We start from the raw sequence: 26,237 nt of genomic DNA, 5'->3' as shown, positions 1-26,237 counted from the left end.
ATGAAGCAAACAGAACTGACCGGCACCTGCAGAGTCTGCTGCCGGGACATGACACAAAAGGAGACAGAAGCACCCGCCAGACCCGTCTGTCCGGAAAGTGAGGTGATCCTTCAGGCAGATCACCTGTTTTTCTCCTACGACCAGGGGCGCAGCTGTGCACTTCGGGATCTCTCTCTGAAAATCAGGCGCGGCAGCAAAACAGCTTTTCTGGGAGCCAACGGCTCCGGGAAGTCGACTTTTTTTCTCTGCTGCAACGGCATTCACCGTCCCACATCCGGCACTCTGTCCTTTGCCGGAAAGCTGGTGGGATACTCCAGAAAAGAACTCTTATCCCTCCGCCAGAAGGTGGGAATCGTATTTCAGGATCCGGACAGCCAGCTCTTTTCCTCCAGCGTTTACCAGGAGATCTCCTTCGGAGTCATGAATCTGGGATTTCCCGAGGAAAAAGCGCGTCAGGCCGTGGAGCGGATTCTCGATGAAATGGAACTGACCTCTCTGAAAAGCCGTCCCGTCCACACCCTGTCAGGGGGACAGAAAAAGCAGGTTTCCATTGCCGATATTCTCGTGATGGAGCCGGAGCTTGTCATTCTGGATGAGCCGGCCTCCGCCCTGGATCCCAGGCATACGAAGCTGGTCCAGGAGGCCGTTAAGCGGATGACCGATAAGGGGATCACCGTCATGATATCCACCCATAACGTAGATTTCGCCCTGGCCTGGGCCGATGAGGCTGTCGTGTTAAAGGATGGAGGCGTCCTGGGGCAGGGGACGCCGGAAGAGATTTTTACCGACAGGGAGCTTCTTTCCCAGGCAAATCTCTCTGTTCCCGCCGCCCTGCGCCTGTTTGACTCCCTGTGCCGCAAAGGGATCCTGGATCCCTCTCTTCCCATCCCCAGAAATCTGGATGAGCTGGAAAGCTATCTGGCCTGAGAGGAGCCCTCTGGCTGCAGCCTCACCTCTCCCAGGCGGAAGGAGTAAATCACCGTTTCCTTCACCCTCTTTTTCTCCATCTGCATCAATGCCCGCCTGTAGTAGTCAAGCTGAATCCCATACCTCTCCCTCAGCGTCTCTTCCTTTTCCACATAATCCGTCTTGTAGTCCACCAGCACCAGCTCTCCGTCCTCCTCGAAGAAGGCGTCGATAATTCCCTGAACCAGCACCAGCTCATCGGAGTTAAAATCTCCCATCTGTCTGGCCGGAATGCCGATGACAAACTGGCTCTCCTTTTTCAGCCTTCCCTCTCTCTGGGCGGCGGCCATCCGCTTTCCCAGATCTGAACTGAAAAATGGCCAGATGACAGACTCTCTCACAAGCTCCCTGGAATCAGCGGTCATCTTCCCCTCCTCCACAAGCCTGTCAAGCTGCTCCTTTATATCAGACTTTTTTCTGATCTCATGGAAAGACAGAAGTTCCATGGCCCTGTGGTAGGCGGTTCCCCGCCTGGCCCCCTGTACCTCCTTCTCCTCACCGGACAGGAAGGATGGAATCGTCGGGAGGAATGCGCTCTCCTCAAAGAGCTCCTCCTCCCCCTCTTTTTTAATGTCGGACACGGACATTTTCGTGTTCAGCCGCAGCTCATCCTCCCAGGGGTACTGGAAGGAGAAGGACTCCTCCAGCCTCTTTCTGTACTCCTCATCTCCCAGCATCCCGAATATCTGAGAGGCAGGAGACTCCTCCCCTTCTTCCTCCCTGTCCGGCCACAGGAGCATATCCTTGGTCACCTTCCGCCTTACCTGCTCCCCGATCTCTTCACTTAAAAGCTCCTTCGCCATCACCTCGCGCATCCAAATCCGGCAGACGCCTCCCTCCATGGCCATCAGCACCCAGTCCAGATAAGAGCCGGCCAGGGACAGGAGGGTAAAGGCAAGTCCCCTCTCCCCTGTGTCCAGAAGCTCTTTCCATTTTTCCAGCTTTGCCTCCAGATTTCTGTCAGAGGCTGTCAGGATGAGTTTCTCCTTGGCCCTCGTCATGGCCACATAGAGAACCCGCAGCTCCTCCCCCATGTTTTCCAGATCCATCCTGCGCTTCAGCACATTTTTCTTGAGGGTGGGAGCCTTAAGCCTTGTCTCGGCATTCAGATAGTCCGTCCCGATTCCAAACCGGGAGTCGATCAGAATCTTTCCTCTGGTATCCTGCCTGTTAAACTGCTTACCCATGGCGGCCACAAAGACAATGGGAAATTCCAGTCCCTTGCTCTTGTGAATGCTCATAATCCGCACCGTATTGCCGCCCTCTGCCGCAGTGGAGGCCTCGCCGAAGTCTGTATTGTACTTTTTCAGCTTTTCAATATATTTGATAAAATGGAACACCCCTCTGTAGCTTGTGGCCTCATAGGCAGCCGCCTTCTCCACAAGCATGTCCAGATTGGCTCTGCGGGTCTCCCCTGCCGGCATGGCGGACACATAGTCATAATAGCCGGTCACGTCAAAGATCCGGTAAATCAGCTCGTGGATGGGCAGATAGACGGCCTCCCTCCTCAGCTGTTCCGTCACCCGGAAGAAGCTGGCCAGCTTTTCCAGAATTTCCGGTTCCCGCTCTCCTTCTGCAGAGGACTGCATCGTTTCTCCTGCCTGATTGCTCTCCCCCAGATACAGGCAGATGGCCCCGTACATTCCCCGGTCCTGTCCCCGGTTTGCAGAATGCTTAAATCTGGCCGCGATCTCTGCCAGCTCCCGGTCCGTCAGCCCGAAAAACGGAGCCTTTAAAACGGCGGTAAGGGGAATATCCTGCATGGGGTTATCCAGCACTGCCAGAAAATTCAGCATCGTCTCCACCTCAATGGTGGTAAAATAGCCTGTCTTTGACTCGGCAAAGGCCGGAATGCCCTGGTGTGCCAGAGTCTCCACAAAGCTCTCCGCCCACCCTGAGACGCTGCGCAGAAGGATGACAATATCTCTGTACTCCGCCTTCCTGTAGCGCCCAAGCTCCCTGTCCCAGACCGGGCATCCCCTCTCCGGATCGGTCAGCTCTCTGATCCGCTTTCCGATCATCCTGGCCTCCAGCTCCTGCCTTGTGTAGTCGGAGATGTCATCGTCCAGCTCCTCCAGCACGCTGTCCTTTGTGTTAATGAGGAGGATCTCCGTGGAAAACGGATCTCTCTGCTCCTCTAAAGGCCCATCCTCTCCGGCTTCCCCTGCAGTCTGTCCTGCAGCAGACCCAGAAAGCTCCGCCTCTTTTCGGCCCCTTTCCTGTGGCAGGGGCTCAAAGGAGGCCCCCGGGTGAAGGGCTGTCTCCTCTGTGTAGGAGATGGAGCCCAGATTCTCCGTCATAATCCGGTAAAACACGTCGTTGGTGCTCTCCAGCACCTGCCTGCGGCTTCTGAAATTCTGGTAAAGCTCAATCTTCTGATAGAGACTGTCTTCCTTCGTGTAGGAATGGTACTTTTCCAGAAACAGCTCCGGTCTGGCCAGGCGGAATTTGTAAATACTCTGCTTTACATCGCCTACCATAAACACATTGGGTGTTCCAAACCGTTCTCTGGACACTGCCCTGATAAGGGCCTCCTGCACCAGATTGCTGTCCTGATACTCATCCACCAGGATCTCGTCAAACTGACCGGCCAGAAGATCGGCCGCCTCGCTGGGCCTGTGTTCTCCCCCCTCCTTTTCCTCCCGGTACAGCACCTGAAGGGCCAGATGCTCCAGATCGTTAAAATCCACCAGGTTTCTCTCCCTCTTCTTCGCCTCAAACCGTCCGGCAAAATCCTCCGCCAGCGTAAGGAGCATGAGAACTGCCTCGCTGCTTCCTGCCAGATCTGCAAGGATTTCCTCTTCGGAAGCAAACAGAAACTGTCCCTTCATCTTCTCCACAGCCTTCTTGATCCGCTTCCTGCACTCAGACACCTTCTCCTTTTTATCCGGGTTCACCGGTGAATGTTTCCCCCGGACAGCGGCCAGCTTGGGAAATTCAAAGCCTGACGCCGCCTGCACGAAGCTGTCGTACCCCGACACCTCCCGGAGCTTTTCGGCATTTGACAGATCGGAGAGAATCATGGGAAGATAGGCCCCGGGCCCATCCTCCTCTGAGCAGAGCCTGGCAGCCTCCTGAAGCTGCCCCGCCCACTCAGACGCCTGCCTCCTCACATCTTCCAGCAGAAACTGCATCCACCCGGTTCTGTCGAGGGCCTCCACAGAGGTGTCCGACAGCTCTCTCCTGCACTCGTCTATCCACTCCTTCGGCCAGGGATTGCTCTGGGAAAAGCTGTAAACCTGGTAGATGTAATCGTCTATCCCTCCGTCTGCCTTTCCGGACGCATAGGTTTCCACGAAATTTTCGAAGGCCGGATCATGTCTCCCATACCAGTCCTCCAAAAGCTCCTCCATCACATCCCCCCGCAGCAGAAGCATCTCGCCCTCATCCCCCACGCGGAACGCAGGGTCAATGTCCAGGCAGTCAAAATGTTCCCGCAAAATATGGAGGCAGAAGCTGTCAATGGTAGTGATCTGGGCATACTGCACCATAATCGCCTGCTGCTGCAGATGTTCATTGCCCGGATCCTCTTTCAGCTTCTTCTCGATGGCGTCGTGGATCCTCTCGCGCATCTCCGAGGCCGCCGCCTTGGTAAACGTCATCACCAGCAGCCTCTCAATATCCCCCGGCCTCTCCCCGTCCGTGATCATCCGGATGATTCGCTCCACCAGAACTGCGGTCTTTCCGCTCCCTGCAGCGGCTGAGACAAGGAGATTCCTGTCCCTGCTCTCAATTACCTGCCTCTGCTCCTTTGTCCAGTTTACTCCCATGACTCTGCACTGCCTCCGTTTCCGTCTTCCTGACCGCCTCTGCTTCTGCGGTTCCCTGTTCTGCCTTCTCCGATTCTGCTTTCCTCTTCCTCCGCCTCAATCTCCTCCCAGACTGCCTCCGGTTTCATTGCCTTAAAACGGCGGAAAGAATAGCCCTCTGTCTTCAGATCAAAGCCGCAGATTCCGTGATAAGGACAGTAATCGCAGGCGGTGCGGTCTCCCCGCTTGTAGGGATCCACCGTGATCCTTCCGTCCAGGATCTCCCGTCCCATGGACTGGATTTTCCGGTTGACGAACCCGGTCAGGGCCGCAAAACGCCTTTCGCTGGCTACCGAGGATCTGGCCTCCTGAATGATCCCCGCCTTGAAGGCCACCGGGATCACATCAGACTGGGTCTCTATCTCTCTGTCCAGATGGGAGATGGCGTCTAAATCACTGTTTACAAGCCCGTTCATCCTGAGGGCTCTCAGGATTTCCTCCTGGGTCTCCTCCTCATCCATGTCCTCTGTCTTTTCCACCATTGGATCTGCGATATTGTAATAGAAAATTCCCGCAGGCACGACCTGCTTGTCCGGGTGCTTCCTCTGTTCCTTCTCTATGGCCGCATTCAGATATACCACCAGCTGCATCTGAAGCCCGTAGAACAGCTCCGTCAGCTCGAATTTCGTCTGACCTGTCTTGTAGTCAATAATCTTTACATAGATTTTGTCCTCATCCTCACACAGATCCATCCGGTCAATGCGCCCCTGAAGGTGAACGGCCTCTGTCCTGGAAACAGGGATCTTCATAGCCTTCAGATTATCTGCCGGCGTAAAGGTAAGCTCAAAGCCGGCCGGCTCGAAATCTCCCTTCTTAAGCTGTTCCGTGAGGGCCCACACGGTCCTGTCTGTGATCCGCTCCACACGGTGCCCCAGATATTCATTTCTGGAGGAAGCTGACACCACCGTATTCCCATACTCCGCTGTCACCGCCGAGACGCAGCGTCCCACAAGCTCCTTCCTGTCCTCCGGAGAGAGGGTGCGAAAGCTCCTTCCCTCCTCCTTCATGGTCTTAAAAAACAGGTCAATGGAGCTGTGAAACAGGTTTCCGATATCCGCTGCAGCCAGCTCATACTCTCTCCTCTCCCGAAGCTCCAGCCCGAAGTTCAGAAAATGGGCGTAGGCGCAGGCTGCATACCGCTCCATTCTCGTCACGCTTCCGCGAAGGATGGGGCTGTACAGCCTGCCTGCTGCAGTCCGCCCGATTCCCCTGTCCTCATAGGAGCAGAAGGAAGCCTCCACCAGACGCCTGGTCATCTCCCTGTACCCGCTGTCCGTATAGAATCGGCGGTAAAGCTCCAGGAATTTCGGCTGGGAGGAGGACGCACTCCTCTCGCGGAGCCCTCCGATTAACGCCCGCCTTCCAGCCGGAAGGGACCAGGCTGCCTCCTCAAACTCGTCTGACCGCGTCTCCGTAAGCTCTGGAAACAGCGACTTCACCTGCCCGAGCAGGCTGGAAGGGCGAAGCCCCTTACCCGCTGCCGAGGTCTGGCTCCAGGTCAAAAACAGAGTGTCCGACGGCTTTGTCATGACAAGGTAGAGGTACAGCCGCTCTAAAAAGCCCTCCTCCCTGGCCGTCGGCGCCAGCTCCACACCCTTTTCCTTTAAGAGCCTCCTCTCCGCCTCTGTCAGGATTCCCCCTCTCCTGACAGCAGACGGCACGATTCCATCGTTGACTCCCACAAAAAACAAGGCCTTTATGTGGGAGAGCCTGGTTCTTGTCAGATCTCCCGCCACCACGCGGTCTACCACAGCCGGGATCAGTCCCACCTTGATCTCCTCAAAGCCTGCATCCAGGATCTGTGCATACTCCCTCCGGCTGACCACCTCGTCGCCCAGGAGGGCAGCGACCCGGTCAAACAGCTCCATCACAAGCCCGTAAATCTGGCTGTACTCCTTCTCAAGCTCTGCTTCCCCCATCTCAGAAAACCGTTTTTCCCACTCTCCCAGCTTCTCCTCTGCGTGAATCTCCTCCAGAAAATGCACAAGGGCCGCCGTCATTTCCCGAACCGAGGACGAGCGGTCGGAAAATACCTCCCTTAAAGGCCGAAACGGCGCCACAATCTGTTCCCGGAACTCATTGAGCTCGTCCAGATTTAACAGCTCTCCATCCCGGTACACCCGTTCCCACCGGCTGTTCCAGCGCTTATACCCCCTGATTCCCAGAGCCTTCACATAATTTTCCAGTCTTGAGAGCTTTTCCACATCCTCCACGGCCATTCCCGTTTTCAGATACCGGAACACGCTCTCATAGGAAAAGTCCTCGGTCAGCGTTTCCATGGAGGCCCTGAGAAGCTCTACCATGGGATTTCCGAGAATATTTTTCTTGCTGTCCAGAAAGCAGGGAATTTTGTTTTCCTGAAACTGCCTTGTAAGCTCCCCGGAGTAATCGGACAGGGCTCCCGTCACCACCGCAATATCCCGGTAGCGGTACCCCTCTTTCTTCACCAGCCTCTCAATCTGGGCACAGACAAACTGGATTTCCCGGATGGGATTCTCCGCCTGATGAAGAATCAGCCCACTCTTTCTGTGGGGAGCCCCGCAGCCGGTCTGATTCTGTTTTTCTTCTTTCCGTTTTCCTTCTTCCTGTTTTCCTTCTTTCTGTTCCCCTCTGCGCCCGTACCGGAACAGCTCCCTCTCAATCTTTGAAAGCTCAGGGCTCTCTCTGAATCTCGGGCAGTCTCCCTTAAGAAGAATATCCTCTGTGCGCCCTGCTCCGGAGGAGGCGGCCAGATCCGTAAGCCTGCACACCGTATGGCTGCTTAGGTGAAACAGGTGCTGGATGGGCTTTTCTCTATAGGGATTCTCCTCCGGATTCATGGTAATGGTCACCGTCACCTGTCGGCAGTAGGTTAAAAGCAGCTCCAGAAGCCTGTACTGCACCGGCGTAAACCCCGTGTATCCGTCCAGGGTCACCACACTGTCCTTAATCAGCTCTGAGCGCGGAATTACCCGGCACAGAATATCAAGGATCTCCTCCTTTGCAATGAATCGATCCTTCGTATATTCCCGGAATCCCTCATACAGCTCGCTCATGTCTGAGAGCTTCTGGCGCAGCATGGCGCTCTGGGTGCCCTCTGCCATCTCCTTCAGAGCCTCTCCAGTGATCCCATACTGGAAAAACTCCGACATCATGGATTTCAGCTCCCCGATAAAGCCGGATTTGTCCAGATGGCTTCCAAACAGGCGCAGCTCCTTTTTCCGACCTGCGGCCACCTTCCTTAGCACCATGGACTTTCCCATATCGTCCAGAACCGCCGGCGTCTCCACAGCCAGCTCCTCGAAAATCCGGTAGGCCAGACGCTCAAAGCTGACAATATCGATGTTTCTCACGCCGTGGCAGGGATGCATGGCCACAATATCCTTCTGTGTCTGCATGGTAAACTGCTCCGGCACAATGGCAAAGTATTTTCCATCCGGCTCCTCAAGTGACTGCCGGATCAGGTTTTCGTAGAGAACATGGGTTTTCCCCGAGCCGGAACCGCCGATAATAAACTGTAATGACATGGAAAGCCTCCTTTTCCTCTTTGTTCCCTATTGTACTACAAACATCCGTTCTCCTCAACCGGGAAGTTTGCCGGCCTCCCCGCAGGTGAAAAGGAGAAACTGCCTAAGACCTGTCCTCAGAACGATTTTCTCTTGTCATCTAGTATTCAATACTATATAATATAACTATGAGGTGACAAGGTATGAAAACAAATGAAGAACGCTTAAACGCATTGATGGACTACGTGGACAGCTTATCCCGCATCAATCCGTCTGATATTCCCAATATTAACCTGTATATGGATCAGGTGACAACCTTCATGGATACTCACCTGGCTTCTTCCCGGTGGATCGGCGAGGACAAGGTGCTTACAAAGACCATGATCAACAATTACGCAAAAAACAATCTGCTCCCGCCTCCGGTGAAGAAAAAATACTCCCGAAACCACATTCTGCTTCTGGCCTTCATCTACTATTTTAAGAATGTTCTCTCCTTCAGGGATATCGAGCAGATCCTCTCTCCCATCACAGAGCGCCATTTTTCAGACGGCTCTGTGCCGGAGCTGTCTGAGATCTACAGCGAGGTCTTTTCCCTTGAAAAGGAACAGCGGGAACGTCTGAAGGAGGATGTGCAGGTTAAATTTGAGGCTGCCATGAAAACCTTTTCCGATGAGCGCTTCCCTTTATGCGGGAGCGATGAGGACAGCGACCGGCAGTTTCTTCAGCTCTTTTCCTTTATCTGTGAGCTGGCCTTTGACGTATATCTGAAAAAGCAGATGATCGAACTGATTGCCGAACAGCTTCGGCAGGAGAATCCGCCGGAGGGAAAGAAAAAGAAGGACAGGAAATAATGGCAGAGGGGCATAAAGAAATATTGCAAAAATACCGACCTGTGTCAAGTGAACGGGAAATAAGAAAGAATCCTGCTTCGCAGGATTCTCCGCCTGCGGCGGGGCGCGAAAGCGGCATTCTTCCTTTCCGCCGCAGTGCGTTCCCGCGGCGCGTTTTTTACATAACGGGGAACGAAGTTTCCTGTTATGTAAGAAAACTCTATGTGAATGAACGAACCATTTGCATAGAGTTTTTCTTTTGCTATTTCAAAATTCCTCTTTAGCTCTTTCAGAAGCGATGGTTTTTCGATTATAGGAGACTCTCGATGTTCCCCATTAGAATAGATTGGCTTTGAATAGCGGTGCGGTTTCCTACAGCAGACAAGAATTATATTTCCGGTTCAAGCAGCTCCCGCAGGTACTTTAAAAAGATATTTGCAGCCTTGGAAAACACCTGATATTTTTTCCAGACGATAAAACCGCGAGCCTCTAATTGTGGGAAAAAAGGGCGAAAACAAAGGTTGCTGCCTTGTGTGTTGATAAGCTTGTCATAGCACAGGGCGTATCCAAGTCCTTCATCTACTAACAGAGAAGCGTTAAAAAGCAGGTTGTAAGTGGCCACAATATGCAGTTCCGACTCTTCCCGCTGAAGCCATTGGTTCAGGTATACGTCGTCTCCTTTCTGATGGGAAACAATAAGAGGTTTATCCCACAAATCTTCCGGGCAGATAGTTTCTTTTTCTGCCAGGGGAGAATCCTTACGCATTAAAACACCCCAGGTATCTTTGATTGGAACCGGGATGGCCTCATATTTCTGCGGATCGATCTCCGTAAAAAGCAGCCCAAAATCAATAATCCCCTTATCCAGATATTCTAATACATGTTCTGCATTACCGCTGGAGATGTTATATCGAATATCTGGATATTTTTGCTGCAATTTTTTTGCGACCTTAGCAAAAAGACGAACTATCTCCGTTTCACCGGTTCCAATAAATACATTGCCTGCGATGGTTTCATTAGAGCCGGTTATTTCTTCTTCCGTCCGCCGCATAAGCAAGAGCATTTCTTCTGCACGCTTACGCAGAATCATGCCTTCCTCTGTCAAAATAACCTTGCGTGAACCTTTGACTCCACGGATTAAAAGCTGTTTTCCTAACTCATCCTCCAAATTTTTGAGTTGTGTGGACAAGGCCGGCTGAGAGATGTGCAAGGATTCAGCGGCTGCGGTAATATTTTGTTCCCTGGCCACTGCTAAAAAGTATTCCAGCAAACGCAGTTCCATTTAGATATCCTCCTGCATTCAGTATACCGAAAAATTCTATAAAAATCAATTATGAATAATGATAATGAATAAGTATTTTATATGCTATTTTGAAGCGGATATACTGAGCTTATAGAAACGAAAGTGTAAGGAGGATTTCAAAATGACGCATAAACGCTTGCAAAAAAGCGGAATACTCTGCCTTTCCTTTTTATTTGGTATCACAATGTTAATGACTGGATGCAGAGAAAGGACGGATGACCATATGCCGAACGCAGAGAATAACAGAACTGCTCAAACTTCACCGGATGCAGAAAACGTCCATCTGATCTCTCCCGCTTCGGAGATTGCGGAATTGGAGGATGGTTTCTCTGCCGTCCGGTATGACGGAGATTACGGCTTTGACGAATTCCTCGCCGGCGGCGGCGCTTCATCTGATGGAGAAGTCGTTGAGTATCTTGCAAATAATCTTCTCTCCGATTTGAATTTGGGGGACCTGCTGGGTGGTATTTTTGGATGCAGCACCATTGCGGTACAAAGTCCTGATGGAGATGCCCTGTTTGGACGCAATTTTGATTGGAAGAACTGCGAAGCCATGGTTGTGGAATCCCATCCAGAAAACGGCCATGCTTCTCTTTCTACTGTTAATATGGATTTCATCTCCCAGAACGTGGGCGGCGGCATGGTAGGGATGGCTCTGAATTTGGACGAGTTCAAAACACTCGCTGCCCTGTATGCTCCGCTGGACGGGATGAACGAAGCCGGCTTGGCTGTATCCGTGAATATGATTCAAGACAGCGCTGTCATTGAGCAGAATACGGATAAGCCGGACATTACCACTACAACAGCAATCCGCCTGCTGCTAGATAAGGCTGGGAGCGTGGATGAGGTGCTGGAGCTGCTCAGGCAATACGATCTCCATGGTTCTATGGGCATGATGATCCATTTCGCCATAGCAGATTCTGCCGGCCGCAGTGTGGCAGTGGAATATGTGGACAATGAAATGGTTATCACGGAAACGCCGGTACTGACAAACTTCTATCTGGCAGAAGGAGAGAAACAGGGGATTGGAACGGAACAATCCCACGAACGGTATGATATTCTGAGAAATAAGCTGGAGGAAACCCCTCAGATGGAAATGGAAGATGTCAGAGATGCCCTGGACCGTGTGAGCAAGGATAATTTTGGTGAGTTTGAATCCACCGAGTGGAGTATCGTTATGAACCTGTCTGAAGGAGAGGCCCGGTATTATCACCGGGAAAATTATAACCGGAACTACACTTTCCGATTAGAATCTCGATAGAAAGGAGCGGCCAAAATGAACTGTCTGAAAACACTAAAAGATTTATTTGTATTTATGAAAAACACCCGTTTGCCGGAATCACAAATGAAGGAGCTGCAAAATCGAAAGCTTCGGATGCTGCTCCATTTCGCTTGGGAACACTCTGCTTTTTACCGGCGTACTTTTGAAAAAGCTGGCATCACAGAAGAACAGCTGGACAATTTGCCCCTTTCCTCCTTCCCCACTATTGATAAATCAGTTTTGATGGAGCACTTTGACGAGCTTATCACAGTACAGGATTCGCACCAAGAGGATCTTAGAAAATTTGACGCGGAAACCCAGGCGGACCGCAAGCCTTATCTTGGAAAATATCATGTCGTACATTCTTCCGGCAGTACAGGGAAACCCGGGTACTTCATCTATGATGAACCGGCTTGGCACACCATGCTCCTGGGGATTATACGGGGTGCCTTATGGAACATGACTGTGCCGCAGATTCTGAACTTGCTGGCCGGGAGGCCGCGTATTATTTACATAGCTGCCACAGATGGCCGTTACGGCGGAGCTATGGCTGTGGGAGATGGCATTGACGGCGTGGGAGCCAAGCAGATGTATCTGGACATCAAAACTCCCCTGGATGATTGGATTGATAATGTTCGGAGGTTCCGCCCCAACATCATCATCGGCTATCCGTCCGCCATTAAGATTTTGGCAGAATTAGCTGCAAAAGGCAAGGTGCAGGTACAAATCAAGCGGGTGATCTCCTGCGGGGAACCCTTAAGCTGTGGACTCAGGAATTTTCTTGAAAAAACCTTTCACTGTCCTGTCATCAATATCTATGGGGCCAGTGAGTCCCTGGCTCTCGGTGTAGAAACTGGGATGGAAGACGGCATGCTGCTGTTTGATGACCTAAATATCATTGAAGTGGAAAAAGGAGCCATGTACCTGACAAGCCTCTATAACTTTGCCCAGCCGCTGATCCGCTACCGCATTTCAGACTATCTGGTGCTCAAAGAGCCCATGGCGGGAAGCCCTTTTACCCGCGCAGAAATTTTACTGGGACGCAGTGAGGATCTTTTGTGGTTTGAGGACGGGACCGGGCATCGTGATTTTCTGCATCCGCTGGCGATAGAGGGCTTCTGTATCGAAGGATTACTGGATTATCAGTTCCGGCAAAATGCTTCTGATTCCTTTGAAATGTTGGCTGAAGCTGCTTCAGAAGAGAAAAAGCCCGCCATTGAGGCAGAAATGCTCCTCCAGATGGAGGGAATTATGCGAGAGAAAAATTTAAGCTATGTAAAGTTTGCCGTGCGTTTTGTGGATGAGATTCTTCCCAGTCCGTTTACAGGAAAAAAGCCGCTGATTGTCCCATATGAGAAAACAGAAATGGAGGAAGCGGTATGAGAGAAGCCTTGCTGACAGCCGAAGAAATCACAAAAATCTATCCCGGCGCGCAGGAGCCGGTGCTGAACCAGATCAGCGTGAGGATCTGCCAGGGGGATTTTACCATTATCATGGGGCCCTCCGGCGCTGGAAAGTCTACCCTGCTCTATGCACTCAGCGGCATGGACGCTCTCAGCAGTGGAAAAGTGCTGTATAAGGAGCAGGAGTTGGGAACCCTCTCCGAAAAGAAGATGGCGGCCCTGCGGGCTAAAGAATTCGGCTTTGTTTTCCAGCAGCCCCATCTGGTAAGTAACCTGACTTTGTTCGAGAATGTGGCCATAGCCGGTTATTTGGAGAAAGGAAAGTCAGAGAAAACAGTCAAAAAACGGGCAAAATCCCTGCTTGCTCAGATGCATGCAGAAAAAGCGGGGGATCGCCTGCCTTCTCAGGCTTCGGGCGGCGAGGCACAGCGGGCGGCCATTGCCAGAGCTATGATCAATCAGCCTGGACTGCTTTTTGCTGACGAACCCACCGGGGCGCTCAACCGGAAAAACAGCGAAGAGGTGATGGATCTGCTCACTTCCTTAAATCAGAAGGGGCAGAGCATCCTCATGGTAACCCATGATGTGAAAGCGGCCATCCGGGGAACCCGTATCCTTTACCTGGAAGACGGAAAGATCCTGGACGAAATGCCGCTGCCGCCCTTTGATATGAACATGCAGAAAGAGCGGGAAGAAAAAGTCAGCGCATGGCTTACCTCTCTGTCCTGGTAAGGGGGCATGGTATGGAAATCAAGACATTGCTAAAATCCAATATCAACTCCCATCGGGGATCCATACTTGGCGTGTTTATTCTGATTCTGCTGGTTTCACTGTCTCTAGGAACCGTACTGACAGTATGGAATAATTCCAGCCGCTATGTGGACAGTGAGATGAACCGGTTGGGCTATGGGGATATCACTGCCTGGGTATCAGGGCTTTCGCAGACAGCTCCTTTAGCGGAGGAAATTTCTGCCTTGGACGAAGTGCAATCAGTTGGGGTACAATCCCTTATCTTCTCCGAATATGAAATCGGTGACCAGGAGTCAGACAGCGAAGGCCAGCTGATTACCTATGACCCAGCGCACTATCCCTACAAATTCTTTGCTGATGATTTGTCCGGCTACAGGGAGGCCCCTGCAGAAATTGTGTCAGGAGAAGTCTATGCTTCTGCCTCTGCGGCATCCATGTTTGGGGTGCAGGTTGGGGACTCCATCACCTTTCCCATTGCCCGCAGCGGAGGAGATATGAGCTTTACTGTGGCGGGATTTTACGAAGACCCCTTTATGGGCAGCTCCATGATCGGAATGAAAGGGTTTCTGATAAACGGGCAGGATCATGAGGAAATCATCGGGATGATTGAGGAATCCGGCGCGGACAGCCTGGCTCGTGAAGGGTTTATGCTGCACATTTCTCAAGTTTATGGCAGCGCCTTGACCGCCGCACAGTTCAATGCTTTATTGAATGAGAATACCAGCCTGACAAGCTATGTGGAGTTTACCCACAGCCGTGAATCTATCTCTGGCTTTATGCTGACTTTGCAGAATGTGTTCACCAGCCTCTTGCTGGCCTTTGTGGCAATTCTGCTTCTGGCGTCCATGGCGGTGCTCTCCCACAGCATCGGCAGCACCATCGAGCAGGATTATAAGAATATGGGAATCCTCAAAACCATGAGGTTTACCAGCGGAAAACTGAGAAAAATTCAGCTTTTGCAGTACTTTATCACCACACTGTGCGGTATGGGAGTGGGGCTGCTTCTTTCTATCCCAGCAGCCGGCCTGATTTGCACAATGACAGTGACTGCCACCGGATTGCTGATTCCATCTGCACTGCCCGCCTCCATTTGCCTGACTGCCTTAGCGGCAATTCTTCTCCTGCTGATGGGCTTCGTTTGGTTCCGCACTGGGACGATCCGCCGGATTTCTCCCGTAAACGCCATCCGCGGGACCTGGAAGAAATCCCAGGAAAGCAAAAGGGCGGCTTTCCCCATCCAAAAGAAAGGGCTTCCGTTCTGGCTTGCCCTGCGGCAGCTTCTCAGCGGCAGGCGCCGGTACATGGGAGCCTGTCTGGCGGCAGTATTGCTGGTGTTCTTTGCTTCACTCATTGGCCGGGTAAACGCCTGGCTGGGACCAAACGGTGAGGGGTTAATGGACGCCTTTAACCCCTCCGATCTGCACATTGCCGCCCAGCCTATGAGGGAAACAGCCACCCGCCAGGTAGAACAGACCATTGAGAGTTACACATCCATTATCGATTCCTATGATTTGGCCATGCCCAGCGTTTCCGTAAATGGTGTGGACATGACTGCCAACGTGATTTCAGAGCCGGAACAGTTTCATCTGCTCTCCGGGCAAACCTGCCGGGAGGCAGATGAAGTAGTGCTGACGGAATTTGTGGCGGCAGATTTAGGCGTCTCTGTTGGAGATAGCATTATCGTGGCAGGGGCGCTCGGCAGCGGAGAATATGTGGTCAGCGGTATTTATCAGTGCGCCAACGATATGGGAATGAACATCGGTATGAACCGGGAGGGTTATGATCGGATTGGCGAAGAATCTCCTTCCATATGGTGTACCCACTATTTTTTGGCCGACCTGTCTCTCAAGCCGGAGATTATGCAGGCTCTTCAGGATACTTACGGAGGAGATGTGTACCTCCATGAAAATTCCTGGCCAGGGCTTGCCGGTATTCTTTCCGCCATGCAGGCGCTGATGATTTTCCTGTATGCTATGGTGATTCTCTTTGTGCTGGTGGTCACACTGCTGACAGCGGGAAATCTGCTGCAGGCCGAGCAAAGGGATCTGAGCATTTACCGTGCCATGGGCTTTTCATCCGGGCAGCTGAGGTGTTCCTTTGCCCTGCGTTTTGGGATGATCGCCCTGTTGGGCAGCACTTTGGGGACAATTCTCAGCGCTTTCCTCACCGACCCGCTGGTGGCGATGCTTATGCGGATGGAGGGCATCAGCAATTTTTCCTCCCAGCCGGATATCTTTACCGCAGTGCTTCCGGGGATTGTGGTGATAGTTCTGTTTCTTCTGTTTGCTTATTCAGCAGCAGGAAAAATTGGGAAAACGTCTCTCGCTTTATTGGCGGAAGAATAAAGCAATTCCATTTGATTTAATTATGGAAAACGATAAAGTATAAGTATTTGATATTTAATCTTGCGGCTACTAAACTATAGATGGAAAGAAAAAATACAGCAAAAGAAGGAGCTGAAATACTATGAAAAATCCGTTTGCAGCCTTGATAGGCGTGTTTCTGACACTCAGTATTGCAATGGCAGGATGCAGCAGTTCATCCGGCTCAGCCGAATCCAGTTCTTCTGAGGAAAACAATCGTGTTTCTTCCTCTCAGACGGCCAGCCGTTCCAGTGAAGAGGAGGACAATATTCCGGTTTCAAATACCACGGAGTTAACAGTTCGATTTGGCGATGATGGCGAACCATTCGTCATGCACCTGGAGAAAAATTCTACTGCGGAGGCCATCGCTGGCTATGTTGGCACTTCAGATTGGCGGCTGCCGGTTTACAGCTATGATGAATCCGATGTGATGGAATATTACGATATCCCCAGCCGGTATGAGATTCCTGACAACAGCGAAACCGCAACAAAAGCCCATGCAGGCGATGTAAAGATCGCAGGCTGCGACATCGTTTCTCCAGAGTTCGGCTGGTCTGTCCGGGGTATCGAGATGGAAGATTGTGATGCCGAGAGCGAATATTTCATGATGCGTTCTGCCAACCTGCACTTTACGAATGTACGCATGAAAGGGAAATATTCTTTCCAGTACATTGAAAATTCTGTTTTTGAAAACTGCATCTTCGATACCAAGGATGCTTTCTGGCATGCGAGAAATATCACCGTCCGCAACAGTGTTGTGAAAGGCGAATACTTGGCTTGGTACTGCGAGAATGTTACTTTTGAAAACTGTAAAATCATCGGTACACAGCCCCTGTGCTACTGCAGGGGATTGAAGCTTGTGGGCTGTGAGATGATCGACTGCGATCTGGCCTTTGAGCGCAGCGAGGTAGAAGCTACGGTTACAACGCCGGTTATCAGCATCAAAAATCCTTTGTCCGGATATATTGCTGTTCCGGCTGTAGGTGAAATTATCCGGGATATTGAAGAAGCCAAGGGAACCGTGCAGGTGCAGAAACAAGAGGCTAAAAGCGTCTGCGCTTGTGCATGAGAGCGTAAAAGGGAGGCCTCGCAGTCTCCCTTGGGTTCTCGAAAGCGGACGGATAGAGCGACGGTATCTGCCTGGCAGCCGGGGTGTTTCTGGGAACCTGCTTTTGGTGGGGAACCCTTGCTGTCCTAACTCTTTTTATCAAAAGAAGGGCAGCCAAATTTCAGCTTCATACTGTGAACCGCATTTTTGGCGGAATCCTTTGTGCCTTTGGAATCATCGTTTTTGTCAGGCTGTTTCTATAAATCATTCTATTAAGAAAGTGGTGATAAAACTATGAAAAAAGCAATACCCCTGACACTGGCTGTTCTTATGTCTTTGTCGGTGCTGCTTACAGGCTGCGGCAGCAGTGAGCAGGCAGAGAGCACTTCAGAAAGCAGTTCTGCTGCCCAAATGGAAGATACCTCTTCTTCTGAAGCGGAATCATCTTCAGAGCCGGAAGCATCAGAGCCGGAAGCACCAGAATCGAATATCGTGCCGGAAGAACCAGAGGAATCAGATTTCAGCACAGTGCCGGAATCAGGGGACGTGGAAAATGGGCAGGTTGAGGAGGAAAACAGCGAAATGCAGATGAATGTACAGGTCGGCGGCAGCACTTTTACTGCCACTTTGGAAGAAAATGCAGCGGCGGATGCGCTGGTGGATATGATGGAACAAGGCCCCGTCACCATTCAGATGAGCGACTATTCCGGTTTTGAAAAAGTCGGGCCTCTGGGAACGAGCCTTCCTGCCAGCAGCCAGCAAACCACCACCCAGGCCGGGGATATTGTGCTGTATCAGGGCAATCAAATCGTTATGTTCTACGGCTCTAATTCCTGGAGCTATACCCGGTTGGGCCATATCAATGATCTTACTGGCTGGAAAGAGGCTTTGGGAAACGGCGATGTGACCGTCACCTTATCTTTGGAGGATTAAGCGATGAAAATAAAAGCAACACCGGCTGCTTCTAAATTTACTATATCAGGGAGCAGGTGCTTTACCGGATCCCTTTGAGGATTGGAGGGGAGTCCTTAAATGAATCGGAACCGGTGCGATCTGACACGCCGGTTCCGACTAAAATTCTTTTTAATTCCTATAGGACGCTGCCTGAATCCCGTCCTTCTTTTTCTGATGTCTTTTTACTATACCTTCTGTCTTATTCCCTGACGCTTCCCGGTTTACCCGTATGAGCCGCCTCCCGTTCTGCGCCCTTTGGCCCCTACTCTGTTTTCTTCGGCGCTGCATCGCCTGTCAGACGCTCAAATACCATGTCGTACCCATCGTTTCCATAATTTAAGGAACGGTTTACCCGGCTTATCGTAGCTGTGGATGCCCCCGTCTTTTCCGCAATCTCCAGGTATGTTCTCTTTTCCCTGAGCATCTTGGCCACCTCATATCTCTGGGAGAACGAGAGAATCTCATTTACTGTACACACATCCTCGAAAAAGCTGTAGCACTCCTCCGTATTTTTCAGTGTCAGAATAGCCTGAAAGAGATGATCAACAGCCTCTGTCTTTATCTTCTTATTCATGTATACAACTCCTTCTCAAATCTATAGTCCGTTATGGTTAATTTTAGCATACTAAAGTTGTAAAGTCCATAGTCAAAAGATAAAGAATCTATAAATTTAAGCCCATCCTTAAGCCACCGCAGAGTTTGACGCCTCCGTGGCTTTCCTTTACATCTCTCTTCACCTTTTTTCCTGTCCCTCTATACTATATTACTATCAAATCACAACCGGGAGGATCTACATGAAACGATCTGCTTTTGCAGCGGCGGCAGCCCTTCTTCTGGCCTCTGCCACGCTTTTTGGCTGTTCCGAAAAGACGGACGGCCTTACGCCTGTCACCTTAAATGAAGTTGCCCATTCTATCTTCTATGCCCCCCAGTACGCAGCCATTGAGCTGGGATATTTTGAGGAGGAGGGAATTGACCTGACCCTTGTGAACGGAGGCGGGGCCGACAAGGTCATGACTTCGCTGATTTCCGGGGACGCCGACATCGGCTTTATGGGCTCCGAGTCCAGCATTTACGTCTACCAGCAGGGTTCTGAGGACTACGCCGTAAACTTTGCCCAGCTTACACAGAGGGCGGGAAACTTTCTGGTGGCCCGCACGCCGGACGACAGCTTTACATGGGATAAGCTGAAAGGAAAGACCGTGCTTGGAGGCAGGGCAGGCGGCATGCCGGAAATGATCTTCGAGTTCATCCTGAGGAAAAACGGGATTGATCCAAAAACGGATCTGACCATCGACCAGAGCATCGACTTCGGCCTGACAGCCGCCGCATTTACGGGAAATGATGCGGACTACACCGTGGAGTTTGAACCTCACGCCACCTCCCTGGAGCTGGAGGGCGAGGGCTATGTGGTAGCTTCCCTGGGAGTGGACTCCGGCTATGTTCCCTACACGGCTTACAGCGCAAAGAGAAGCTATATTTCAGAAAACCCTGAAATCATTCAGTCCTTCACCAATGCCATCCAGAAAGGTCTGGAGTATGTCAATTCCCATTCCTCCAAGGAGATCGCAAAGGTCATAAAGCCCCAGTTTCCGGAAACCGATGAGGCTGTCATCGCTGCGATTGTAGAGCGCTACAAATCCCAGGATACCTGGAAGGGCGACACCATATTCGAGGAAGAAAGCTTCGATCTGCTGCAGAATATTCTCGAGGAATCCGGAGAGCTCAAGGCCCGTGTTCCCTACTATGACCTGGTAACCACGCAGTTTTCTGAGGAAGCGCTGTAATAGCAGCAGCTTTCCCTGGCCATACCTTCGCTCCTGTGCTAAACTATTCCTAAGCCCGGCATCACAGCCCCATGGAGATGTCCGGCATTCTTATATCTTTGACATTTTCGACAGAGAGGAGAACGGCATGGGATTAAAACCGATCTGCTATGATTCCTGGGAGCGCAGGGAATACCTTGAATTTTTCAGAAAAACATCGATCTATATGACGGTGCGCATCGATATTACGGCTCTCTATGAGGCTGTAAAGCACCGGGGGCTGCGTCTGTACCCGGCTTTAGTCTACTGTGCAGCCAAAACAGTCAACAGCCATCCGGAATTCCGGTACGGAAGAGACAGTCAGGGGAACATCGGCATCTGGGACAGAATCGACCCGTACTATACAGTTCCCCGCAAAGGCGCCCCCGGACATTTCTCCATGAAACTCACAGAATTCTGCCCTGATTTTTCCCAGTTCTACCATGCCTTTGAGAAGGACTATGCCCTGGCAGAAAACTGCGGCAGGCTTCTGTGCGACAGCACGATTCCCGAAAATATCTGCGGCATCTCGATTGTTCCGGATCTATCTTTTGAGGGGTTCAGCTTCAGCGGTGACACGAAGGAGGATTTTATCCCCTTTGCCATGTTTGGCCAGCTGACCTCTGACGGCGGACGCATTACCCTTCCGGTGGGAGGAGAATTCTCCCATGCGGTCAATGACGGGTTCCACGTAAGCCTCTTTTTCAGAGAACTGGAGCAGAATGCCAGAGAGCTTTTCAGATGACTGGAGAGAGAGTCTCTCCTCCGCCTCTTTTTTAACTGCCCCTCTGCACAAAAAGGGAGAAGACTGACTGTCCCTTCCATCGGAACAATCAGTCTTCTCCCTCTCTCTTTCCCTATTTCTCCCTATTTCTATTTCTTTTTCTTCTCCAGGAAGTCATTCAGCTCGCTGTTCAAAATATCCGTGATAAACATATGTCCCGGCGCGTGGGTAATCACGATCGGCGGCTTGGCGTGCTCCACTGCCGCCTGCGGCGTAACACCACAGGCCCAGAATACGGGGATCTCCCCCTCCCGGATCTCCACCGGATCGCCGTAGTCCGGTTTTGTGATGTCTTTAATTCCGATATCGGCCGGATCGCCCATGTGGACCGGACAGCCGTGTACATTGGGATACCGCTCGGTAATCTCCCATGCCTTCTTTGCGTCCTCCGGCGTCATGGGTCTCATGCTCACAACTGTCGGCCCCTCAAAGACGCCTGCCGGCTCACAGGGAATGTTGGACTTGTACATGGGCACATTGCAGCCCATGGAAATGTGGCGCACGTCTATGCCCTCCCGCAGCAGTGCCTCCTCAAAGGAGAAGCTGCAGCCGATCAGAAATCCCACAAAATCATCCTCCCAGTAGGAGGAAGCATCCGTCACCTCATCCACCTTGACGCCGTTTTTATAGATAAAATACCGTGGAATATCTGTCACCAGATTAGCCCCCTCACCCATATCGTGGACTTCAGGGCTTCCCTCCACAATCTCCAGAATCGGGCAGGGCTTTGGATTCTTTCTCGCAAATTCCTTAAAATCATCTGCGTACTTCTTCGGGAGAATTACAAGATTTGCCTGGGCATATCCCCCGCACATACCGGCTGTGGGACGTGTAATTTCTCCTCTCCTGATAAGCTCCCTCACCTCTTTCGGTGACATCTTGCTGTAATCTGCCATTGAAACCCCTCCTGTTTTCCCGCGGCGCAGACCGCCGCGAATCTTCAGTTTTTGTGAAATTTTACATAAAATTAAAATAATTGTTTTACTTTATTATACAAAACGCTTCCATTTCTGTCAACCGAAACCGGAGCCTTCCCCTGCCGGGCTGACAGCAGAGGGCGGCCCCGGTTCTCCCCCAGACACTCTACAGAAGCGCCGCCTCCCAAACCTCTCTTATGACATCGAAAAAGGTCTCCTTGGGAACCTCTTGCGCTGCCACCACATCTACCTGGCCAATCTCCTTCCCGTTCAGGCGGTAGACCAGCTTTCCTACAATCTCTCCCTCCTGCACCGGAGCTTTAAGCTCCGTCTCAAATATCCACTCTTTCTCAATTCCTGAAAAATCCTCCCCTGAGGTTCCCAGATAGGAAAACGGCTTGTCGATCCTTACAGGAACCGTGTCCTGCACGCCTCCCAGTATCTGTACCTCCGGTATCTCCCCCACATCCTCGTCTATATAAAGACGGCAGTTTGCATAGCCGTAATTTAAGAGAGTCACTGCGTCGTTGAATCTGGCCTTATAGTCCGGCGCAGCCAGGATAACGGCAATCAGCTCCACCCCGTCCTTTCGCGCCGTGGCCGACAGACAGTATTTTGCCGTGGAGGTGGAGCCTGTTTTCAGACCCGTCACCTCAAAGTTTGTGGCCATCTTCAGCAGCTTATTCGTATTGGAGAGGCCGAACTCCTTAGTTCCCTGCTTCGTCACATGGGTAATGTTTTCCATCCAGATAGTCGAATAATTAAAAATTTCAGGGTACTTCGTGATCAGCTCCCTTGTCATCAGGGCAATATCCCTGGCGGACATGGCATGGGAGGCCGAATCGGTCAGCCCGCAGCAGTCCTCAAAATTGGCGTGCTCCATCCCCAGCCCCTTCGCCCTTTCATTCATCATCTGTACAAAAGATGCCTCATCCCCGGCTATGTACTCTGCCATTGCCACCGAGGCGTCATTTCCCGACGCGATGACAATGCACTTGATCAGCGTTTCCACCGTCTGTACCTCCCCCTCCTCGAGAAAGACCTGGGAGCCTCCCATGGACTTGGCGTGGGCGCTTGTCACCACCTCGTCCGTGAGGGCAATCTTTCCTGACTTGAGGGCGTCAAAGGTTAAAAGCAGTGTCATAATCTTTGTGACACTGGCAGGATTTCTCGCCTCGTCCGCATTTTTTTCATACAGCACTGTTCCTGTGGAGGCCTCCATCAGGATCCCGCAGGGCGCCTGAATCTGCGGCCCTTCCAGGGCAGCGGACGCAGGCGCCGACACCTCCGCTCCTATCTCCGGCTTCTGTGCAAAGGCACTTTGGCATAAAACAGCTGCAAGCAGGAGCGCTGCACATATGACAGACAGGATTCTCTTCATACAATCTGTCCCCCGACTCTAAACATATCCTCTTTCATCAGCATATGGACGCATCCTTTGTCCCTATTCCAGTTTTAAATGAATACTTCTTTGATTTCCTCCCCAACGCTCTGCCATTTCTGACAAAAATTTCTGAAATTCGTAATAAACATTAATGACACATTCCCGCAGGCTATGCTATAATAGTTGAACAGAAAGAGGCTGCGCGCTTCTGCCCTTTGGGGAATCCATATGGCGCGGCACCCGCAGGACAGGCAGCTGAGTTTGCAGTCACAGCCTCCTGCCATATATGAAACTTTATCAGCGCAGACGTTATTTACCAGTTACCGGCAAAGACGCGCCGCCTGCCTGATGCCTGAAAAAGGCAGCCAGGCAGGCAGCGCACGTTCTGCCTTTTTTGCTGTTCAGGGCCTGTCTGACTTCAGGGCGGCAGAGATGAAAAGCCGTTTCACCGCCAGGCACATCCTGAAGCATAAAACCACAGAACACAGAAACAAAGGAGATTGTCTATGAAAAACCAATATCTAAACCGCAGAGGGTGGAGCAGGCGCCGCCGCAGCCGCCGTCCCCGCAGACTCCCTCTGATTCTGCTTGGAATTGCAGTCCTTGGACTCATTCTGGCAGGAATCTTTATCGTTGTGAGCAGAGGCAACTTTGAAACATCCGGCCTGTTCCCCACGCCGTCAGAAACAGGAAGCGGCACACAGGGCCAGACAGAGCCGTCTGAAGCGCCGCTCTCTCCAGAGGAAGAACTTGCCTACCAGCTTGAGCAGGCAGAGCTTCTGGCTGCCGGCTATGACTATGACGGAGCCATCGCTCTCCTCTCCGAAAACGAGGCCATAAAGGACAACGAGCAGGTAACCGCAGCCATCGCTGAATACGAGGCCGCCAAATCCACTCTGGTAAGGGTCGATCCATACAAGGTAACCCATGTATTCTTCCACTCCCTGATTATGGACACCTCCAAGGCCTTTGACGGAGACAGGAAACAGAACGGCTACAATCAGATGATGACCACCAAGGAGGAATTTGAGAAGATCCTCCAGTCCATGTACGACCGCGGTTTTGTCCTTGTAAGTCTCCACGACATCGCCTATGAGACCACAGACGAAAACGGAAATCCCATCTTCACAGAGGGCAATATTATGCTGCCTCCGGGAAAACAGGCCTTTGTCATGTCCCAGGACGACGTCTGCTATTACGAGTACATGGAAGGCGACGGCTTTGCATCCCGCATGGTTGTCGGGGAGGACGGAAAGCCTGTCTGCGAGATGAAGATGGATGACGGAAGCGTTTCCACAGGCGCCTACGATCTCGTTCCCCTGTTGGACGAATTTATTGAGGAACACCCGGATTTCTCCTACAAGGGAGCCAAGGCTGTCATCGCCTTCACCGGCTACAATGGAATCCTCGGCTACCGCACGGCAGCTTCCTACAATACGGATGAGTATAAGGCTGCCCATCCTGATTTCGATTATGAGGCAGAGCGTGAAAATGCCGCCAGAGTAGCCCAGGCCTTAAAGGATGACGGCTACGAGCTGGCCAGCCACAGCTGGGGCCACAGAGATATGGGCTCCATCTCCATGGAGGACTTCATCGCGGACACAGACAAATGGGATACAGAGGTTGCTCCTCTCGTCGGAGGCACCGACATTATCCTGTTCCCCTTCGGAAGTGATATAGGAGGCTGGCGTCCCTATGCCGAGGACAATGAACGGCTTCTCTATCTCAAGTCCAAGGGCTTCCGCTACTTCTGCAACGTGGACTCCGCCCAGTACTTTGTCCAGATCGGAACAGACCACTTCCGCCAGGGCAGACGCAATCTGGACGGCTACCGGATGTACTATGATCTTCCGGAAACAAATCCGGTCAAGACCCATTTAAGCGATCTCTTCGACGTGACCCAGGTGTTCGACCAAAGCAGGCCCACTCCTGTGCCGCCGATGTCGTAAACATAAAAACCGGCTGCCTTTAGGCCGCCGCAGGCTCATATGCAGGGCGCCTGCAGGGACAGATTCTCTATCTTCCCCTGCAGACGCCCTGTTTTTTGCTCTGCAGAAAGACCTTCCCGTCAGGTCCGGCCGACAGCAGAAAACTGCTATTCACAGAAAGCATAGCTTATAGTCAGATATATTGTTCTTCATCTCTGCCTATGCTATACTTTTATCGGAGGTAAGGCAGATGGAACTTCGCGTATTAAATTATTTTTTGACAATCGCAAGAGAAGAAAATTTTACGAGAGCAGCCCGGCAGCTTCATGTCACACAGCCTACATTGTCACGGCAGATTGCCGATTTGGAACAGGAACTGGGCGTAAAACTGTTTGTCCGCAGCAATCATAATATTATTTTGACCGAGGACGGAATGATATTAAAGCGCCGCGCACAGGAGATTCTGTCCCTGGCAGATAAAACAAAGCGGGATTTTCTGCAGAAAGACGAGGCTCTCTCCGGCACCATTTCAATCGGCAGCGGAGAGTTTCGCTCCACAGAATATTTAGCAAAAATCATCGCCGGGTTCCGCAGAAAATATCCCAATGTAACGTATGAGATATACAGCGGAAATGCAAATAACATCCGGGACTATATTGAAAGAGGACACTTAGACATCGGGTTAATGTCAGAGCCTATTGACATGCGCAAATATAACTTTGTCAATATGCCGATTAAAGAGCAATGGGGTTTGTTTGCTCCAGTCGATTCTCCTCTTTCTGAAAAAGAAAGCATAAGTCCTGAAGATCTGAAAGGAATGTCGATTGTGACTGCAACAGGCGATTTCAACCAAAGCCGTATCGGAAAATGGCTTGGCGACTGCAGAGAACAGGTGGAAATCGCAGCGACGGCGAATCTTCCTTATAACGAAGCCGTGCTGGTGAAAGAAAACATAGGCGTAATGCTCAGCATAAACTTAAACTGCACCTACGAAAATCTGCGCTTTATCCCATTACGCCCTGCTCTGGAAGTTTCGACGGCCTTAGCATGGAAAAAAGAGCAGATATTTTCTGCTACAACCTCCGCCTTTATCGATTTTGCATCACAATACCTAAAAGGCATATCTTATGATGAAATATAAGTATTAGACATTCCACACAGGCAAATTTATAATAAAGGTGTTCCAGGACGGAGCACCTTTATTTTTATTTTTTGTTTTTGTCTTTATTTTATTTCTACTTTTATCA

At 51.3% G+C, this 26,237-nt stretch carries 18 protein-coding genes; 12 read left to right on the top strand and 6 right to left on the bottom strand.

What is annotated here, in order from left to right; genetic code table 11:
• Window positions 1-927: an ABC transporter ATP-binding protein gene (locus DW757_RS02635; RefSeq protein WP_243033311.1), complete on the top strand. Its 927-nt coding sequence runs from the start codon at window positions 1-3 to the stop codon at window positions 925-927.
• On the opposite strand, the gene DW757_RS02630 is transcribed toward DW757_RS02635, so the two are convergent.
• Both DW757_RS02630 and DW757_RS02625 read right to left on the bottom strand, forming a co-directional pair.
• Entirely contained in the window at window positions 915-4,736 is a 3,822-nt protein-coding gene (locus tag DW757_RS02630) for a UvrD-helicase domain-containing protein (protein ID WP_118750907.1), read from the bottom strand. The genes DW757_RS02635 and DW757_RS02630 overlap by 13 nt on opposite strands.
• The gene (locus DW757_RS02625) at window positions 4,727-8,281 is read right to left on the bottom strand and encodes a PD-(D/E)XK nuclease family protein (RefSeq protein WP_118750906.1); all 3,555 of its coding nucleotides are present in this window, start codon (window positions 8,279-8,281) and stop codon (window positions 4,727-4,729) included. Before DW757_RS02625 ends, DW757_RS02630 begins: the two co-directional genes overlap by 10 nt.
• 182 nt (window positions 8,282-8,463) lie before the next feature.
• Here DW757_RS02625 and DW757_RS02620 point away from each other — a divergent pair, with 182 nt between their 5' ends.
• Window positions 8,464-9,111, top strand: coding sequence for a DUF1836 domain-containing protein (locus DW757_RS02620; RefSeq protein ID WP_118750905.1), 648 nt, complete (start codon window positions 8,464-8,466; stop codon window positions 9,109-9,111).
• Window positions 9,112-9,478: 367 nt separating this feature from the next.
• Here the strand turns inward: DW757_RS02620 and DW757_RS02615 are convergent, their stop codons facing one another.
• Window positions 9,479-10,372 (bottom strand): LysR family transcriptional regulator, encoded by an 894-nt coding sequence (locus DW757_RS02615; protein WP_021966925.1) that lies wholly within the window; start codon window positions 10,370-10,372, stop codon window positions 9,479-9,481.
• 244 nt (window positions 10,373-10,616) lie between these two features.
• Between DW757_RS02615 and DW757_RS02610 the strand changes: the two genes are divergently transcribed.
• The 6 genes from DW757_RS02610 to DW757_RS02585 all read left to right on the top strand — a co-directional run bounded on the left by DW757_RS02610 (window position 10,617) and on the right by DW757_RS02585 (window position 18,151).
• Entirely contained in the window at window positions 10,617-11,654 is a 1,038-nt protein-coding gene (locus tag DW757_RS02610) for a C45 family peptidase (protein WP_243033309.1), read from the top strand.
• 15 nt (window positions 11,655-11,669) lie between these two features.
• Window positions 11,670-13,037, top strand: a complete 1,368-nt coding sequence (locus tag DW757_RS02605; protein WP_118750903.1) for an AMP-binding protein — start codon at window positions 11,670-11,672, stop codon at window positions 13,035-13,037.
• The gene (locus tag DW757_RS02600) at window positions 13,034-13,789 is read left to right on the top strand and encodes an ABC transporter ATP-binding protein (protein ID WP_008395017.1); all 756 of its coding nucleotides are present in this window, start codon (window positions 13,034-13,036) and stop codon (window positions 13,787-13,789) included. Before DW757_RS02605 ends, DW757_RS02600 begins: the two co-directional genes overlap by 4 nt.
• A gap of 11 nt (window positions 13,790-13,800) precedes the next feature.
• Window positions 13,801-16,152, top strand: coding sequence for an FtsX-like permease family protein (locus DW757_RS02595; RefSeq protein WP_243033307.1), 2,352 nt, complete (start codon window positions 13,801-13,803; stop codon window positions 16,150-16,152).
• Between the two features lie 121 nt (window positions 16,153-16,273).
• Window positions 16,274-17,239: a DUF3737 family protein gene (locus tag DW757_RS17555; RefSeq protein ID WP_243033305.1), complete on the top strand. Its 966-nt coding sequence runs from the start codon at window positions 16,274-16,276 to the stop codon at window positions 17,237-17,239.
• Between the two features lie 273 nt (window positions 17,240-17,512).
• Window positions 17,513-18,151, top strand: coding sequence for a cyclophilin-like fold protein (locus tag DW757_RS02585; protein ID WP_118750901.1), 639 nt, complete (start codon window positions 17,513-17,515; stop codon window positions 18,149-18,151).
• Between the two features lie 283 nt (window positions 18,152-18,434).
• Here the strand turns inward: DW757_RS02585 and DW757_RS02580 are convergent, their stop codons facing one another.
• Window positions 18,435-18,746, bottom strand: coding sequence for a YerC/YecD family TrpR-related protein (locus DW757_RS02580; RefSeq protein WP_008395009.1), 312 nt, complete (start codon window positions 18,744-18,746; stop codon window positions 18,435-18,437).
• Between the two features lie 220 nt (window positions 18,747-18,966).
• Between DW757_RS02580 and DW757_RS02575 the strand changes: the two genes are divergently transcribed.
• Both DW757_RS02575 and DW757_RS02570 read left to right on the top strand, forming a co-directional pair.
• Entirely contained in the window at window positions 18,967-19,959 is a 993-nt protein-coding gene (locus tag DW757_RS02575; RefSeq protein ID WP_118750900.1) for an ABC transporter substrate-binding protein, read from the top strand.
• Window positions 19,960-20,086: 127 nt separating this feature from the next.
• Window positions 20,087-20,722, top strand: coding sequence for a CatA-like O-acetyltransferase (locus DW757_RS02570; RefSeq protein ID WP_008395007.1), 636 nt, complete (start codon window positions 20,087-20,089; stop codon window positions 20,720-20,722).
• A gap of 128 nt (window positions 20,723-20,850) precedes the next feature.
• Here the strand turns inward: DW757_RS02570 and DW757_RS02565 are convergent, their stop codons facing one another.
• Complete coding sequence (locus DW757_RS02565; protein WP_118750899.1) at window positions 20,851-21,657, bottom strand: putative hydro-lyase; 807 nt, start codon at window positions 21,655-21,657, stop codon at window positions 20,851-20,853.
• A 187-nt stretch (window positions 21,658-21,844) separates the two neighbouring features.
• The gene (locus DW757_RS02560) at window positions 21,845-23,059 is read right to left on the bottom strand and encodes a D-alanyl-D-alanine carboxypeptidase family protein (RefSeq protein WP_118750898.1); all 1,215 of its coding nucleotides are present in this window, start codon (window positions 23,057-23,059) and stop codon (window positions 21,845-21,847) included.
• Window positions 23,060-23,568: 509 nt separating this feature from the next.
• On the opposite strand from DW757_RS02560, the gene DW757_RS02550 reads away from it, so the two are divergent.
• Window positions 23,569-25,011, top strand: a complete 1,443-nt coding sequence (locus DW757_RS02550; RefSeq protein WP_118750896.1) for a polysaccharide deacetylase — start codon at window positions 23,569-23,571, stop codon at window positions 25,009-25,011.
• A gap of 229 nt (window positions 25,012-25,240) precedes the next feature.
• Window positions 25,241-26,131, top strand: coding sequence for a LysR family transcriptional regulator (locus tag DW757_RS02545; RefSeq protein ID WP_015573726.1), 891 nt, complete (start codon window positions 25,241-25,243; stop codon window positions 26,129-26,131).
• Window positions 26,132-26,237: the final 106 nt, after the last annotated feature.

Source organism: Clostridium sp. AM29-11AC (assembly GCF_003480545.1).
In the GTDB taxonomy this organism is placed as follows: Bacteria; Bacillota; Clostridia; order Lachnospirales; family Lachnospiraceae; genus Otoolea; species Otoolea saccharolyticum_A.
Note: the sequence above shows the minus strand (reverse complement) of the source record. Positions and strands in the feature narration are given on the sequence as shown.